The sequence below is a fragment of the Pseudomonas sp. GL_091 genome, from assembly GCF_057837725.1.
Genome location: NZ_CM174451.1, coordinates 6,311,304 through 6,326,236, shown reverse-complemented (window position 1 = coordinate 6,326,236; position 14,933 = coordinate 6,311,304). Strand labels below are relative to the sequence as shown.

Annotated in this window: 14 protein-coding genes; 8 read left to right on the top strand and 6 right to left on the bottom strand. The window is 61.8% G+C overall.

Features of this window, described 5'->3' with window-relative positions; all coding sequences use genetic code 11:
* Nucleotides 1–4 precede the first annotated feature (4 nt).
* Nucleotides 5–1,345, top strand: coding sequence for an RNA helicase RhlE1 (rhlE1, locus tag AC3ITY_RS28815; protein ID WP_489306318.1), 1,341 nt, complete (start codon nt 5–7; stop codon nt 1,343–1,345).
* Between the two features lie 71 nt (nt 1,346–1,416).
* On the opposite strand, the gene AC3ITY_RS28810 is transcribed toward rhlE1, so the two are convergent.
* Both AC3ITY_RS28810 and AC3ITY_RS28805 read right to left on the bottom strand, forming a co-directional pair.
* Complete coding sequence (locus tag AC3ITY_RS28810; protein WP_489306317.1) at nt 1,417–2,664, bottom strand: TIGR03862 family flavoprotein; 1,248 nt, start codon at nt 2,662–2,664, stop codon at nt 1,417–1,419.
* Between the two features lie 280 nt (nt 2,665–2,944).
* On the bottom strand, nt 2,945–3,865 hold the full coding sequence (locus AC3ITY_RS28805; protein ID WP_489306315.1) for a histone deacetylase family protein: 921 nt from the start codon (nt 3,863–3,865) through the stop codon (nt 2,945–2,947).
* Nucleotides 3,866–3,944: 79 nt separating this feature from the next.
* Between AC3ITY_RS28805 and AC3ITY_RS28800 the strand changes: the two genes are divergently transcribed.
* The 3 genes from AC3ITY_RS28800 (at nt 3,945) to AC3ITY_RS28790 (ending at nt 6,078) form a co-directional block, all read left to right on the top strand.
* Nucleotides 3,945–4,514 carry a GNAT family N-acetyltransferase gene (locus AC3ITY_RS28800; RefSeq protein ID WP_489306314.1) on the top strand — a complete coding sequence of 190 codons (570 nt, stop codon included), beginning with the start codon at nt 3,945–3,947 and terminating at the stop codon, nt 4,512–4,514.
* A gap of 104 nt (nt 4,515–4,618) precedes the next feature.
* Nucleotides 4,619–5,488 carry an acyl-CoA thioesterase II gene (tesB, locus tag AC3ITY_RS28795; RefSeq protein ID WP_489306313.1) on the top strand — a complete coding sequence of 290 codons (870 nt, stop codon included), beginning with the start codon at nt 4,619–4,621 and terminating at the stop codon, nt 5,486–5,488.
* Nucleotides 5,485–6,078 carry an HAD family hydrolase gene (locus AC3ITY_RS28790; RefSeq protein WP_095942027.1) on the top strand — a complete coding sequence of 198 codons (594 nt, stop codon included), beginning with the start codon at nt 5,485–5,487 and terminating at the stop codon, nt 6,076–6,078. The genes tesB and AC3ITY_RS28790 overlap by 4 nt, the downstream gene beginning before the upstream one ends.
* A gap of 70 nt (nt 6,079–6,148) precedes the next feature.
* On the opposite strand, the gene AC3ITY_RS28785 is transcribed toward AC3ITY_RS28790, so the two are convergent.
* The 4 genes from AC3ITY_RS28785 to AC3ITY_RS28770 form a co-directional block, all read right to left on the bottom strand.
* On the bottom strand, nt 6,149–7,108 hold the full coding sequence (locus AC3ITY_RS28785) for an alpha/beta hydrolase (RefSeq protein ID WP_489306312.1): 960 nt from the start codon (nt 7,106–7,108) through the stop codon (nt 6,149–6,151).
* Nucleotides 7,109–8,002 carry a KPN_02809 family neutral zinc metallopeptidase gene (gene ypfJ / locus AC3ITY_RS28780; protein ID WP_489306311.1) on the bottom strand — a complete coding sequence of 298 codons (894 nt, stop codon included), beginning with the start codon at nt 8,000–8,002 and terminating at the stop codon, nt 7,109–7,111. It abuts the gene before it with no gap.
* A 226-nt stretch (nt 8,003–8,228) separates the two neighbouring features.
* Nucleotides 8,229–9,062, bottom strand: coding sequence for an aldo/keto reductase (locus tag AC3ITY_RS28775; protein WP_489306310.1), 834 nt, complete (start codon nt 9,060–9,062; stop codon nt 8,229–8,231).
* Nucleotides 9,046–10,794: an FAD-dependent oxidoreductase gene (locus tag AC3ITY_RS28770; protein WP_489306309.1), complete on the bottom strand. Its 1,749-nt coding sequence runs from the start codon at nt 10,792–10,794 to the stop codon at nt 9,046–9,048. The genes AC3ITY_RS28775 and AC3ITY_RS28770 overlap by 17 nt, the downstream gene beginning before the upstream one ends.
* A 175-nt stretch (nt 10,795–10,969) precedes the next feature.
* On the opposite strand from AC3ITY_RS28770, the gene AC3ITY_RS28765 reads away from it, so the two are divergent.
* From AC3ITY_RS28765 to AC3ITY_RS28750, 4 genes are all read left to right on the top strand, one after another.
* Complete coding sequence (locus AC3ITY_RS28765; RefSeq protein WP_223453516.1) at nt 10,970–11,746, top strand: IclR family transcriptional regulator; 777 nt, start codon at nt 10,970–10,972, stop codon at nt 11,744–11,746.
* A 241-nt stretch (nt 11,747–11,987) separates the two neighbouring features.
* Nucleotides 11,988–13,043, top strand: coding sequence for a Gfo/Idh/MocA family protein (locus tag AC3ITY_RS28760; RefSeq protein ID WP_489306308.1), 1,056 nt, complete (start codon nt 11,988–11,990; stop codon nt 13,041–13,043).
* Between the two features lie 2 nt (nt 13,044–13,045).
* Nucleotides 13,046–13,861, top strand: a complete 816-nt coding sequence (locus tag AC3ITY_RS28755) for a sugar phosphate isomerase/epimerase family protein (protein WP_489306307.1) — start codon at nt 13,046–13,048, stop codon at nt 13,859–13,861.
* A 155-nt stretch (nt 13,862–14,016) separates the two neighbouring features.
* Nucleotides 14,017–14,895: a DMT family transporter gene (locus AC3ITY_RS28750; RefSeq protein WP_489306306.1), complete on the top strand. Its 879-nt coding sequence runs from the start codon at nt 14,017–14,019 to the stop codon at nt 14,893–14,895.
* The last annotated feature ends 38 nt before the right edge of the window (nt 14,896–14,933 follow it).

Below are 14,933 nucleotides of genomic sequence, written 5' to 3'. Positions count from 1 at the left end.
TCCCATGACTTTCGCCACCCTTGGCCTGATCGAACCCTTGCTGCGCTCCCTCGAGACGCTCGGCTACCAGACTCCGACGCCGGTTCAGGCGCAAGCCATTCCGGCGGTGCTGGCCGGTCGCGACCTGATGGCCGCCGCCCAGACCGGCACCGGCAAGACCGCCGGTTTCGCTCTGCCGCTGTTGCAACTGCTGGCCATGGAAGGGCCGAAAGTCACCGCCAACTCGGTTCGCGCGCTGATCCTGGTGCCGACACGCGAACTGGCCGAGCAGGTTCACGAAGCCGTGCGCCAATACGCCGACAACCTGCCGCTGCGTACCTACGCGGTATACGGCGGCGTCAGCATCAACCCGCAAATGATGAAGCTTCGCAGCGGTGTCGACCTGTTGGTAGCGACCCCGGGCCGCTTGCTCGACCTGTTCCGCCAGAACGCGCTGAAGTTCAACCAGTTGCAGACCCTGGTGCTGGACGAAGCCGACCGTATGCTCGACCTGGGCTTTTCCGAGGAGCTGGCGAACATTTACCGCGCTCTGCCGAAGAAACGTCAGACGTTGCTGTTCTCCGCGACCTTCTCCGACGACATCCGCCTGCTGGCCGGGCAAATGCTCAACGACCCGCTGAGTATCGAAGTCAGCCCGCGCAACGTCGCGGCCAATACGGTCAAGCAATGGATCGTGACGGTGGACAAGAAGCGCAAGCCGGAACTGTTCGTGCACCTGATGCGCAAGGGCAAGTGGAAGCAGGTGCTGGTGTTCGCCAAGACCCGCAACGGCGTGGATGCGCTGGTGGATAAACTCCAGGGCCTGGGCATCAATGCCGACGGTATCCATGGCGACAAACCCCAGGCGACTCGTCAGCGTGCACTGGACCGGTTTAAGGCGAGTGAAGTGCAGATTCTGGTCGCCACCGACGTGGCGGCCCGTGGCCTGGACATCGAAGACCTGCCGTTGGTGGTCAACTTCGACTTGCCAATCGTGGCCGAGGATTACATCCACCGCATCGGTCGTACCGGCCGCGCGGGTTCGACGGGCGAGGCGATTTCCCTGGTGTGTGCCGATGAAGTGAATCTTCTGTCGGCCATCGAGATGCTGACCCGTCAGACCTTGAAGCGGCAGAACGAACCGGATTTTGAGCCTGAGCACCGCGTGCCGGACACCGATGCCAGTGGCCAGGTCGTCAAGAAGCCGAAAAAACCGAAGAAGCCAAAGGCTTCCGGTGGTGGCGGTGGTAAACGCAATCTGGGCAAGTGGGTGGATAGCGGGGAAGTTGCGCCGGCGGAGCCTTCGATCAAGCCTGTGCGCAAGGTGCCGGTGTTCAATACCGGGCCGCGCAAACGCAAGCCTTAAAGAAGCAGCTGCAAGCGGCAAGCTACAAGCGGCAAGTTAGAGCCGTTAGCTTGCAGCTTGCAGCTTGCAGCTTATAACTTGTCGCTGCCTCTAAGCCATTCCACCATCCCCAACCCCGCCGCCCGCCCACTGGCGAAACACGCGGTCAGCAGATAGCCGCCGGTCGGCGCTTCCCAATCGAGCATTTCCCCGGCGCAAAACACGCCAGGCAGTTGCTTGAGCATCAATCGCTCATCCATCGCTTCAAACAACACGCCACCCGCGCTGCTGATGGCCTCGTCCAGCGGACGGGTTTTCACCAGTGTCAGTGGCAACGCCTTGATCGATTTGGCCAGCAAGGCCATGTCGGCAAAGCAGTCGGCGCCGGTCAGTTCACGCAATAGCGCCGCTTTGACACCATCGATGCCCAACTGACTGTGCAGGTGCTTGGCCATGGAGCGCGATCCCCGGGGTTTGCTCAATGCCGCTTGAACTTTATCCGCAGGCCGGCCCGGCAACAGGTCCAGATGAATCGTTGCCGATCCGTGCCGGTTGATTGCCTCGCGGATGGGTGCCGACAGGGCATAGATCAAACTGCCCTCGATCCCGGTGGCGGTAATCACGCATTCGCCGAGTCGCGGTATGTCATCGTTAAGGCCGATGGCGATGTTTTTCAGCGGCGCGCCGGCGAACTTGCTGACCATCAATTCGCTCCAGGCCTGCACCTCGAAGCCGCAATTACTGGGCTGCAACGGCGCCAGTCCTACGCCCTGATGCTCTAGTGGCAGCATCCACGCGCCGTCCGAACCCAGCCGCGACCAACTGCCGCCACCGAGGGCAAGCAGGGTGGCATCGGCTTGCACGGTTTTTTCGTCTTCCGGGCTGTCGATGCGCAATCCGCCACGCTCGTCCCAGCCGAGCCAGCGGTGGCGGGTGTGGATAACTACGCCGCTGTCGCGCAGGCGCTTGAGCCAGGCGCGCAGCAGCGGTGCGGCTTTCATGTCAGTGGGGAATACCCGGCCGGAGCTGCCGACGAAGGTTTCGATGCCCAGGTCATGAATCCACTGACACAACGCTTCGGCGCCGAAGCTGCGCAGCAGCGGGGCGATCTGCGGGGCGCGTTCGGCGTAGCGCGAGAGAAACGCCGGGTAGGCTTCGGAGTGCGTGATGTTCATGCCGCCGACGCCGGCCAGGAGGAATTTTCGTCCGACTGAGGGCATGCCGTCGTACAGGTCGACCTTGATCCCTGCCTGGCTCAACACTTCGGCCGCCATCAGACCGGCGGGGCCGCCGCCGATGATGGCGACGTGAGGGGGGAGGGCTGGCGAGGATTGGGTCATGGGATGCGCTGCGGTCTGACGGGATAAGCCGGGCATTCTATCAGCCCCGCCCCCTGTAGGAGCGAGCCTGCTCGCGATGGCGGCGGTACATTCAACATCTGTGGGCCTGACAGACCGCTATCGCGAGCAGGCTCACTCCTACAGGGTTTAGAGGTGTCTTTGACGGGTGGTTAAAAAACGACCATCTCTCTGTAGCCTATACGCCGTGTGGGCTGCAGGCCCTTTCACTCAGGTTATCCACAGGCAGTTCCACAGGCATTGTGGGTAAAGCATCCACAGTTCAGTGACAACCTGATGACTGCCAGACGCGCTGCGCGCTGTGATGGAGGATGCCGTGACGACGGGCCAGGGCCTGGCGGTCCTTGCTGTAGCCGCCACCGATCACCCCGACCAGCGGAATGTCACGGCCCAGGCAATGGCGCATCACGCTTTCATCGCGGGCGGCAACGCCTTCGTCAGTCAGTTTCAGATAACCCAGGGCGTCGTCCTTATGCACATCGACCCCGGCGTCATACAGCACCAGGTCCGGTTGGTAGAGTGGCAGCAGGTAGTTGAGTGCATCGTCCACCACCTTCAGGTAGTCGGCATCGCCCATGCCGTTGGGCAACGGAATGTCCCAATCACTTTCGGCCTTGCGTGCGGGAAAGTTCTTCTCGCAGTGGAGGGAAACGGTCACCGCCTCCGGGGTGTTGTGCAGTATTCGAGCAGTCCCGTCGCCCTGATGCACGTCGCAATCGAAGATCAGCACCCGATTCACTCGGCCACTTTCCAGCAGGTAATGACTGATCACCGCCAGGTCATTGAAGATGCAGAACCCGGCGGGGTAGTCGTAGTGCGCATGGTGGGTGCCGCCCGCCAGGTGGCAGGCCAGACCATGTTCCAGCGCCTGTTCGGCCGCCAGCAACGAACCGCCGACCGCCCGCACCGTACGCCGGGCCAGGGCTTCGCTCCAGGGCAGGCCGAGGCGGCGCTGGTCTTCGCGGGATAATTCGCCACTCATGTAGCGTTCGATATACGAAGGGTCATGGGCGAGGGCGAGAATCTCTGCGGGACACAGATCCGGGCGCAGCAGGTCGGTGTCGCAGGTCAGGCCGCTGTCCACCAGGTGATCGCGCAACAGGCGGAACTTGTCCATAGGGAAGCGGTGATCCGCCGGAAACTCGGGACTGTAGTCTTCGTGATAAATCAGCGGGAGCGGCATGATGATTTCATTCAGGAATGAGAGAAGGATCCTACCAGCGTTGTAGACTTGCGGCATGCAAACGGAGGGGCGGTGAGCAATGGAGCCAATACTGGAACTCGAAAGCGCGCGACTTCTGTTACGCCAGTGGCGCGACGAAGATTTGGCGGAGTTTGCGGCGATGTGTGCCGATCCGCAGGTGATGCGCTATTTCCCGGAAAGCTTGAGCCGGTTGGAAAGCGCATCATTGATCGGGCGAATCCGTGGTCATTTCGCCGAGCATGGTTATGGTCTCTGGGCCTTGCAGCGAAAGGACTCTGGCCAGTTCATCGGGTTTACCGGGCTCAACGTGGTCGGATTCGACGCGCCTTTCACCCCGGCCACGGAAATCGGCTGGCGCCTAGCCCGCGAGCACTGGGGCCTCGGTTACGCCAGTGAAGCGGCGTGGACCGCTCTGCGCTGCGGGTTCGACCGCTTGCCGCTGAAAGAGGTCGTGGCCTTCACGACGCAAACCAATCTGCCGTCGGAGAAAGTCATGCAGGCCATCGGCATGCACCATGATCCGGCGGATGACTTCGATCACCCGCGACTCGAAGCCGATCATCCGTTGCGTCGGCATGTGCTGTATCGCATCAGCCGCGAACAATGGCTGCAAACCTTGCATGGATAACCTGGCACGGACGTTTACAATGGCCCTCATGGGCCCTGTCCAGAAACTGAATCGAGCGTTGCAGCCAAGGCTGCACGGCAATGTTTTGCGTGAGGAGCATCTGAATGAGCCAAGTGTTGGATGATCTGGTTGACCTGCTGACCCTGGAACCGATCGAAGAAAACCTGTTCCGTGGCCGCAGCCAGGACCTGGGCTTTCGTCAGTTGTTCGGTGGTCAGGTGCTCGGCCAGTCGCTGTCGGCGGCCAGTCAGACGGTTGAAGAGGCGCGCCATGTGCATTCGATGCACGGCTATTTCCTGCGTCCGGGCGATGCCGGGTTGCCGGTGGTGTATCAGGTTGACCGGGTGCGTGACGGTGGCAGTTTCAGCACGCGCCGGGTGACGGCGATCCAGAAGGGTCACCCGATCTTCACGTGCAGTGCGTCGTTCCAGTACGACGAAGAAGGCTTCCAGCACCAGACCGAAATGCCGCAAGTGGTCGGTCCGGAAAACCTGCCATCGGAACTGGAAATCACCCAGCAGCGCGCGCACCTGATCCCCGAGAAAATGCGCGAAAAACTGCTGTGCCCGAAGCCGATCGAATTTCGCCCGGTGACCGAGAAAGATCCCTACAACCCGCTGCCCTCCGACCCGATCAAGTACGTCTGGTTCCGCGCCGACGGGGCGTTGGCCGATTCACCGGCGCTGCATAAGTATTTGCTCGCCTACGCATCGGACTTTGGCTTGTTGACCACCTCGATGCAGCCCCACGGCAAGTCGGTCTGGCACAAGGACATGCAGGTCGCCAGCCTCGATCACGCATTGTGGTTCCACCAGGATTTGCGTGCCGATGACTGGTTGCTCTACGCGATGGACAGTCCGTGGGCCGGCAACTCCCGTGGATTCTCCCGTGGCAGCGTGTTCAACCGCGCCGGGCAACTGGTGGCCTCGGTCACTCAGGAAGGCTTGATCCGTCACCGCAAGGATTGGGCATGAGCCTGGCCGACGTGCGTCACTGGGTGTTCGACATGGACGGCACCCTGACGGTGGCCGTGCACGACTTCGCGGCGATTCGCGTGGCATTGGCGATCCCTGCCGAACACGACATCCTGACCCATCTCGCCGCGCTGCCGGCCGATGAAGCCGCAGCCAAACATGCGTGGCTGCTGGAGCATGAGCGGGACCTGGCCCTCGGTTCGCAACCGGCACCGGGCGCAGTGGAGTTGGTGCGCGAGCTGGCCGGGCGCGGTTATCGCCTGGGTATTCTCACGCGCAATGCCCGGGAGCTGGCGCATGTCACGCTGGAGGCCATTGGCCTGGCCGACTGCTTTGCCTTGGAGGATGTATTGGGCCGAGATGATGCACCGCCCAAACCGCATCCGGGCGGGTTGCTGAAACTGGCCGAAGCGTGGAAGGTGCCGGCGAGCGAGATGGTGATGGTTGGCGACTACCGCTTCGATCTCGATTGCGGGCGAGCGGCGGGAGCGCGGACTGTTTTGGTGAATCTGCCGGATAATCCATGGCCGGAATTGACCGATTGGCATGCGGCGGATTGTGTCGAGTTGCGGCAGATGCTTTTGGCTTGAGTGCTTCGTTGCTTGGTCAACCGCCATCGCGAGCCTGCTCGCGATGGCGTCAGTTCAAACCTCGAAAATCCTACTGCCCAAACAATGCCTTCTGCCCCTCCGGCGAGGTAAACATCCCGTCCCCGTCATGCCCGACTCCGGGTACTTCAATCAGTTGCTGATTCAACCCTTGCGGTTGCAGCCGCTTCAGATAATCGAAGTAAAAACGCCCGCGGGCCAATCGATACGGCCCTTGCGCCCTGGCCTCACAGCTTTTATCCAGCGCCGGATGATTCGGGTCGGTGTCCTGCTGCCCCAGCAGATAAACGACTTCATGCTTGAGGTAACTTTCCTGCAACTGCGCGGCGGTTTGCCCTTCGGCGTAGGCTGGTAAATCCGCCAGCCCGTACTTCCAGCGATTGAATTGCGGGCAACCGGCGTGGCTGAACGCCACGGGCCGGCGCTCATCGAAATAAGCATAGGAGGACGGATTGGCGATCACGTAGCGCACTTGCACGCCGGCCGCATCGAGCTCGGATTGTGCGTGGCCGAGCAATGCATAGCGCTGGACCACCTGCGCGCCACCGGAGTGCCCGGCGATGACGATTTGCTTCACATCCGGAAACTGCTGACGGTCACCCAAGCGGGCGATGATTTCGTCGAGCGCGGCGTAGGAACTCAGCCGAAACGGTGCCGTGGATTCGCCACCGGCCATCCATTCATTGCCTTGCCAGCGCAAAACGGTGTCGGCCACCGGATGGACCGCAACGTCGGTTTCGTTGAGAAATTGCGGGGCGATCACCAGGGTCGTTGCGCTTTGCCCGGCCAGTTCTACCGCGTGCTCACCGCTCTGCAGATAGGTTTGCGCATTGCGCAAGCGACCGTGGAGGATGATCAGCACCCGTTCGATTTTTGCCGGGGCGGGGCTGATGCCCACCGCGATTTCACCTGATTTCAACAGCAGGCGCCCTGAGCTGAGGTCTTTGACCCCATGCTCGGCGGCCTGGGACGTTGCGCAAGTAAACAGAACAACCAACAACCACTTCTTCATTTACAGGTTTTTCGCCGCAAAGGTATCGCACTGGCCAACCTGGCCTTGGGCGAAACCGGTTTTGAACCAGCGCACCCGTTGCGCCGACGTACCATGGGTGAACGAGTCCGGGACCACACGGCCCTGACCCTGTTGCTGCAAACGATCGTCGCCGATGGCGTTCGCTGCGTTCAGTGCTTCTTCGATGTCGCCCGGTTCCAGCCAGTTCAGGCGCTTCTGCGCATTGTTGGCCCAGACGCCGGCCAGACAATCGGCCTGAAGCTCCTGGCGAACCAGCAAACCGCCGTCGCCTTCCATCTGCCGTCCTTGTTGGCGTGCTGCCTGAATTTTTGCGGACACCCCGAGCAGGGTCTGCACGTGGTGCCCGACTTCGTGAGCGATCACGTAGGCCTGGGCGAAGTCGCCCGCTGCGGAAAAGCGTTGGGACATCTCCTGGAAGAACGCCATGTCCAGGTAGACCTTCTGGTCGGCCGGGCAATAGAAGGGGCCGGTCGCCGAGGTGGCCAGACCGCAGGCTGAATTCACGCGGTTGCTGAATAACACCAGGGTCGGGTCTTTGTATTGGCGGCCGGCCTGCTGGAATATCGCGCCCCAGGTGTCCTCGGTGTCGCCGAGGATCGAACGCACGAACTCCGCGCTCTCATCATTGGCCGGCGGTGCCTGGCGACTCTGGTTGGTGGCGGGTGTCGATTGCTGGTCCATTTGCCCGGTCAGTTGTCCGAGGATTTGCAGCGGATCCTGGCCGGTGATCCAGCCGATGCCGACGATCAGGAGGATTGCCGTCAGGCTCAGGCCTTTGCCACCGCCAAAACGCATGCCGCCGCCACCGCCGCCAACATCATCGCCACGGGCGTCGACCACGTTGTCGCTGCGTCGGCCTTTTTTCCATAGCATGTGGGAATCCTCTTCTGTTCCGGGTAAAGCTCCGTGCGATGAGTGTTGCTGCCAAGTAGGAGCGGCGCCAGTCCGGTCGTCCGTCTTTTTCTCGCGCGCAGGCTGATTCCCGGCACCCCGCGAGGGGCTGCCGAGAAGGTTTCAGGCTTGTATTGAACACGGATATCCCGTCGAATTCCGTCCTGCGATGGGTTTTTATCGAGAGGGCGATCGCCGGTCTTGCGGATTATTCGTCGAATGCATCCCACACAGGCGCAAAGTCAGGGCTGACCTGACGCTCGCGTTTGGACAGGCTGGCGATCAAGGCACGGTCCTGGTCATCCAGTTGCACATCCAGCGCTGCGAGATTGGCCCGTTGATTGGACTCGCTGCTGGCCTTGGGGATCGCGGCCACGTTGGGTTGATCGAGCAGCCATTTGAGCGCGACCTGGGTCGGCAGTACGCCGTGTTTCGCGGCGATCTGCTGGATGGCCGGAACGTCGGATACCTTGTTGCGCGCCAGTGGCGTGTAGGCCGTCAATGCCAGGTCGTGTTGGCGGGCGTAGTTGAGCAGGGCGTTTTGTCCGAGCAGCACGTGGTATTCGACCTGGATCGCCGACAGCGGCGCCCCCAGTTCTTCGACGACTTTGCGTAGCAAGGGCAGTGGGAAATTCGCCACGCCAATGTTGCGCGCCAGGCCTTGCTCCCTGAACGACACCAGGGTTTCTATGGTGCGCGGTAAATCCCAATCGGTGGATGGCCAATGGAGCATGAACAGGTCGACGTATTCGCTGCGCAGGGCTTTGAGGCTACGGTCCATGGAGTGACGCATGGCGTCGGGTTGCAGTTGGTCCCACCAGACTTTGGTCGTGACATGGATCTGCTCGCGGGGTGTAGGACTGTTCGCCAGCGCCTGACCGACAGCGTCTTCGTTGTTGTAGGCCGCTGCCGTGTCGATGTGCCGGTAACCCAGGGCCAGAGCCTGCTCCACGGCACGGGTGCATTCCTCGCCGAGCATTGGCCAGGTGCCGAGGCCTAGTTTCGGCATGTTCAAACCCTGTGCGTTAACGATGTGCTGCATGGTCGATCTCCTTTTCATAAGCAGTGACGCCTGCGATATGGCGCGCGGCGATGTAGCCGAAGGTCAGCGCCGGGCCGAGATTGATGCCGCCAGCGGGGTAGTGACCGCCCATGATGCTGGCCATGTCGCCGCCCGCCGCGTACAGGCCGGCGATGGGTTGCGCCGCGCCATCCAGGACCTGGGCATGTTGGTTGACCTTGAGCCCGGCGAAGGTGCCGAAGCAGCCCGGCTGAACTTTCACGGCATAGAAGGGGCCTTGTTCGATCGGTGCGACGCATGGGTTGGGTTGTTGCAATGCGTCACCTTGCTTGCGGTTGTAGGGCGTGGAACCACGACCGAACTGCGGGTCCTCGCCGTTGCGCGCGTGGCGGTTGTAGTCCGATACGGTGCTGCGCAAGCCAATCGGGTCGATGCCGCAAGCTGCAGCCAATTCCTCAAGGGTGTTGCCGGTTTTCAGATAGCCGCTGCGGATGAAGGATGACAGCGGCACCGGAAATGGCCGAGAGATGCCCAGGCCATAACGCCGTTGAAAGCCATGGGTGCAAATCAGCCACGACGCTACCTCTTCACCCGGCGGGGCGGCGGCGACCATGGCTGTGACGTAGTCGTAGTAGCCGTTGGCTTCATTGACGAAGCGCTGGCCGTTGCTCAGCACACCGATGATGCCGGGTTTACCCCGCTCGATAATGTGCGGGAAGTGTCCCGTGCTGCCGTCGCTGTGCGGCACCTGCGACACCGGCGCCCAGGCGACGGCGGACGCCATGTCGCTATTGACCCGGGCACCGACACTTTCGCCCAGGCGCAGGCCATCGCCGCAAACACCGAGTGGCGGCAAGGCCAGATGCTCATGCCCGGTCGGTGTGCGGGGGAACAGTGCCTTGCGGCGTTCAATGTCATTGGCGAAACCACCCGCGGCGAGCACCACGGCCTTGCGTGCATGGACGCGCACCGAGCCTTTGGCGGTGCTGACCACTGCACCTCGTACCTGATCATTCTCGCGCAGCAATCGGCTCACGGGCGCTGATTCCCAGAGCAACACGCCGAGGTCATCGGCGGATTTCGCCAGGCGTGCCACCAAGGCCACGCCGTTGACCAGTTGCATCGCCCGGCCATGTACGACGAGATCGAACAGGTGACGGCTGAAACGCCGCGTAACGTGCCAGGCCGCCGACAGCGAACGGGTCAGGTTGAGGAATGCCGTGAGGTCCGCCCCCGCCATGATCGGCATGCCCATGAACGAGGTTTCCCGCATGGTTTTGCGCAGACGCTTGAGCAGAGTGCCGACTTTTCGTGCGTCGTAAGGGGCGGCGATCACCGAGCGTCCACCGGTGCCTGCCCCGGGCGTGTCGCCATGAATGTCGGCAATGGCGTTGCCGTCGGCGAATTGCAGCGAGGTGAACTGTTCGAAGAACGACACCATCCGCGGGCCGGCCTCCAGGAAAGCGTCGATCATCGCCGGATCAAAGCGCTCGCCCAGTTCGTGTTTCAGGTAAGTGCGTGGCAGTTCAACGTCTTCGACAATACCCGCGCGCCGGGCCAACGGGTTGCATGGCACCCAGGCCCAGCCACCGGACCAGGCCGTGGCACCGCCGAACACCGGGTCCTTTTCTACCACTATGACTTTCAGCCCGTGCCACGCGGCGGTTACGGCCGCCGACAGTCCCGCCGCACCGGAGCCAACGATCAGCACATCGCAGTCGATGTCGGGAAGAAAGTGCGCTTCGGCAGGCATTGTTTGAGCTCCGGTGTTTTGTTGTTTTGGAATCTGGTTCCAGAAAATATAAGAATCAGGCGAAGCCAAACAAGTCTGGAGGGCATAAAGCGGGCGGCTATCGAACGCTCAGTTCCAGATTTCGCATTCGTGCGGTTGTCTTCTAGAATCGAGCAAATTTTGCGTGGAAGCGACCATGGCCGGCAGTCAGATCGAACGTGTTTTCAGTGTGCTCGAAAGCCTCACCAGCGATCCCCGTGGCCTGCCGATGCAGACCCTGGCGGAGCAGTTGGACATCCCCAAGAGCGCGACCCATCGCCTGCTGGCCGAGCTGATCCGCCTCGGTTATGTGCGGCAGAATCCGGATAATTTGCGTTATCACCTCTCGACCAAACTGGTGGCGATGGGCTTCCGTTACCTTTCGAGCAGCGGTGCCGATATCGTGCAGCCGGTGCTTGACCGCCTGGCTCAGGAAACCGGCGAGCTGGTGCGCTTGGGCGTGATCGACGGCGAGCGTCAGACCTGGATCGCCAAGTCCCAGGGCGCGCGCTCCGGCCTGCGTTACGACCCGGACATGGGCCGCGATGCGCCGTTGTTTTACACCGCCTCGGGGCATGCGTGGCTGGCGTGCATGAGCGATGCCGAAGCCTTGTCGCTGGTGGAACGGCAGGGCGCGCAGGTGCCGGAACATGTGGGGCCGAACGCGCCGCGCTCGAACATCGAATTGCTCGAACGCCTGCGTCTGGCGCGGGAACAGGGCTACGCCTGGGTCGAGGAGAGTTCGGCGATCGGCACTTCGGCGATTGCGGCAGTGGTGCGCCATCCCGCCGATGGACGGGTGATCGGCGTGCTCAGCATCGCCGGGCCGAGCGCGCGGATGCCGGGGGCGCGGCTGCATGAGCTGGCGCCGTTGTTGCTGGCGTACACCGAGGAGTTGTCGGCGGCGAGTTTGGCGTCGGAGTTGTTCAGCTAAGGCCTGTGCAAATCGACTGTGGGAGCGGGCTTGCTCGCGAATGCAGTGTGCCAGTCGCCATCCAGATCGCATGACACACCGCATTCGCGAGCAAGCCCGCTCCCACATTTTGAACAGCGTTCAGCTTGAGAAGCTGTTCGCTGTTCGAACACTTTCAGGATGGGTCTGTGTAAGAATCTGGAACCAGGTTCTAAATTATTGGAGTTCATCGCTCCAATAACACTCACAAGAGGACCGCATCTTGAATCCGCCACTTCGCATCGCCCTGATCGGTGCTGGCAACATGGGCCAGCAGCACTACCAGCATCTGCAATCCCTGACTGAAGCGACGTTGTGCGCCGTGGCCGATCCCGGACCGCAGGCGGCCAGTCTTGCGGCTCAATGGGGCGTAGCCTGTTTCGCCGATCATCGTCAGATGCTGGAGCAGGCGAAGCCGGACGCCGTGATAATCGCCAACCCGAACACGCAGCACGTCAGCACGGCTCTGGATTGCCTCGCGGCCGGCGTGCCGGTATTGCTGGAAAAACCGGTGGGCGTGCACCTGGATGAAGCCAGAGAACTGGTGGCTGCCTCGAAGGCGAGTGGCGTTCCGGTACTGGTCGGACATCACCGCCGGCACAATCCGCTGATCGTCCGCGCCCACGAACTTATCCACAGCGGCACATTGGGTCGGTTGACCACGGTCACGGCGCTCTGGCAGTTGCGCAAGCCCGACAGCTATTTTGAAACACCGTGGCGCCGCGAGGCCGGTGCGGGGATGTTGTTGACCAACCTGATCCACGACCTCGATCTGCTGCGGCATTTGTGCGGTGAAGTGCGTCAGGTTCAGGCCATCACCAGCAATGCCATTCGCGGGTTTGCCAACGAAGATTGCGCGGCAGTACTGCTGCAATTCGACAACGGTGCACTGGGCAGCCTGACCGGCTCCGATGCGGTGGCTGCGCCCTGGAGCTGGGAGCTGGATTCGGGGGAAAACCCGGTGTATCCGCGTCATCCTGATCAACCGTGCTACTTGCTGGCCGGGACAGGTGGGGCGCTGAGCATTCCGCAGCTAAAACGCTGGCACTACAACGAAGTCGATGGCGGCTGGCATCAATCGTTGCTGGCAACCCAGGAAAGCTTCAGTGCCGATGAAGCCCTGCGTTTGCAGTTGCAGCACTTCGTGCGAGTTGCGCGCCGGGAGGTCGAGCCGCTGGTGAGTGCCGCCGATGCCGCGCGTACGTTGGCGCTGATCGAAGCCATCCGCGAAGCCGCCGAAACCGGGCGCGCCTGCGCGCCATCCTTGATCGAGGGTTGAGCATGAGCGAGCGTATCTTCTCCCTGGCCAGCCTGACCGTGCTGGAGTTGTCGCCACCCGATATGGTCGAGGTCGCCGCGCGGGCCGGTTACAGCCATGTCGGCTTGCGTCTGGTACCAGCGACCCCAGAGGAGCACCATTTTGCCTTGGTGGCCGACCACGAATTGCGGCGCCAGACCCTGGCGCGTCTGCGCGATACCGGTATTCGGGTGCTGGACGTCGAAATCCTGCGGCTCAAGCCGGAAACAGTCGTCGCCGATTTCGAGAAAATCCTCGCAGTGGGTGCCGAGTTCGGCGCCAGTGAGTTGCTGGTGGCCGGTAACGATCCTGACGAACAGCGGCTGACGCAGCGCTTTGCCGAGCTCTGTGATCTGGCGGCAGCCTATGGGCTGCACCCGCACTTGGAGTTCATGCCCTGGACCGATGCGCGCAATCTTCAACAAGCCACACGTATCGTGGAAAACGCCGGGCGTGAAAACGGCGGCGTATTGGTCGACGCCTTTCACTTCGATCGCTCTGGATCGCGGTTGGAAGAACTGGTCAAAGTTGCCCCCTCACGGTTACGGTATGCACAGTTGTGTGACGTCGCAGGACCACGGCCGGCCGACATGGCGGAGATCTTGCGTCAGGCGCGTAACGAACGGCGTTTCCCCGGCGATGGCGATTGTGACCTGCCGGGGTTGTTGCGCGGTTTGCCGGCTGACATTCCATTGAGCCTGGAGATTCCCACGGTGCAGTTGCTGGAGCAGGGCGTGAGTGGATTGAACCGGGCGCAGATGGCGCTGGATAAAACCCGGGAATTGTTGGCGCGGCTCTAATCGGTGCTGCGCACCTTTCGCTTGTAGGAGCGAGCTTGCTCGCGATGGACGTGAGGGCGCCGTGTTTGTCCAGGCTGCCATCATCATCGTTGACGACCATCGCGAGCAAGCTCGCTCCTACATGTGATGCTTTTGACTTCAAGTAAGGAAACCCAATGACCGTCAGCACCCCGCTTTCCGGCGTCAATCAGCCCTTCAAAGGGATCCTGCTGATCGTTGTCGCAACCTTCCTGTTTTCCAGCCACGACGCCTTTTCCAAATACCTCTCCGGTTTCTATCCCATTGTCATGGTGGTCTGGGCGCGTTACGTGGTTCACACCTTGCTGATGGCCGGGATTTTCCTGCCGCAGTCCGGGCTACGGGTGCTGCGTACCAAACGGCCATTACTGCAGGTGATCCGGGCGCTGTGCCTGCTGGGCACCAGTCTGTTTTTCACCACGGGGCTGATGTACATCCCGCTGGCCGAGGCCACGTCGGTCAACTTCCTCGCTCCGGTACTGGTCACCGCATTGTCGGTACCGCTGCTTGGCGAGCGCGTGACGCGGGGGCAATGGCTGGCAGTGATTTTCGGTTTTAGCGGGGTGCTGATCATCGTTCACCCCGGGGGTGATCTGTTTACCCCGGCGGTGTTGCTGCCGTTCTGCTCGGCGCTGTTTTTCTGCTTCTATCAACTGCTGACGCGCAAGCTCAGCGAGATCGACAGCCCGACCACCAGCAACTTCTTTGCAGGCTTGTGCAACACGCTGGTGATGAGTGCGCTGGTGCCGTTCTTCTGGCAGACGCCGAACCTGATGCATGGTGCGATGATGCTGGCGCTGGGGGCCTGCGGGATGACGGCTCACCTGTTCCTGACCCAGGCTTTCCGCCTCGCGGCACCGGCACTGCTGGCGCCGTTCAGCTATTGCCAGATTATCTTCGCCGGCCTGCTGGGCTGGCTGCTGTTTTCCCATACACCGACACTGACCACCGTGCTCGGTATTGCCGTGATTTGCTGCAGCGGGTTGGCAGCGGCCTGGCAGCAAAGCCGCCGCTAAGCTGCGGCAAAACGCAGGCAAAAAAAAGCGCAGACCCG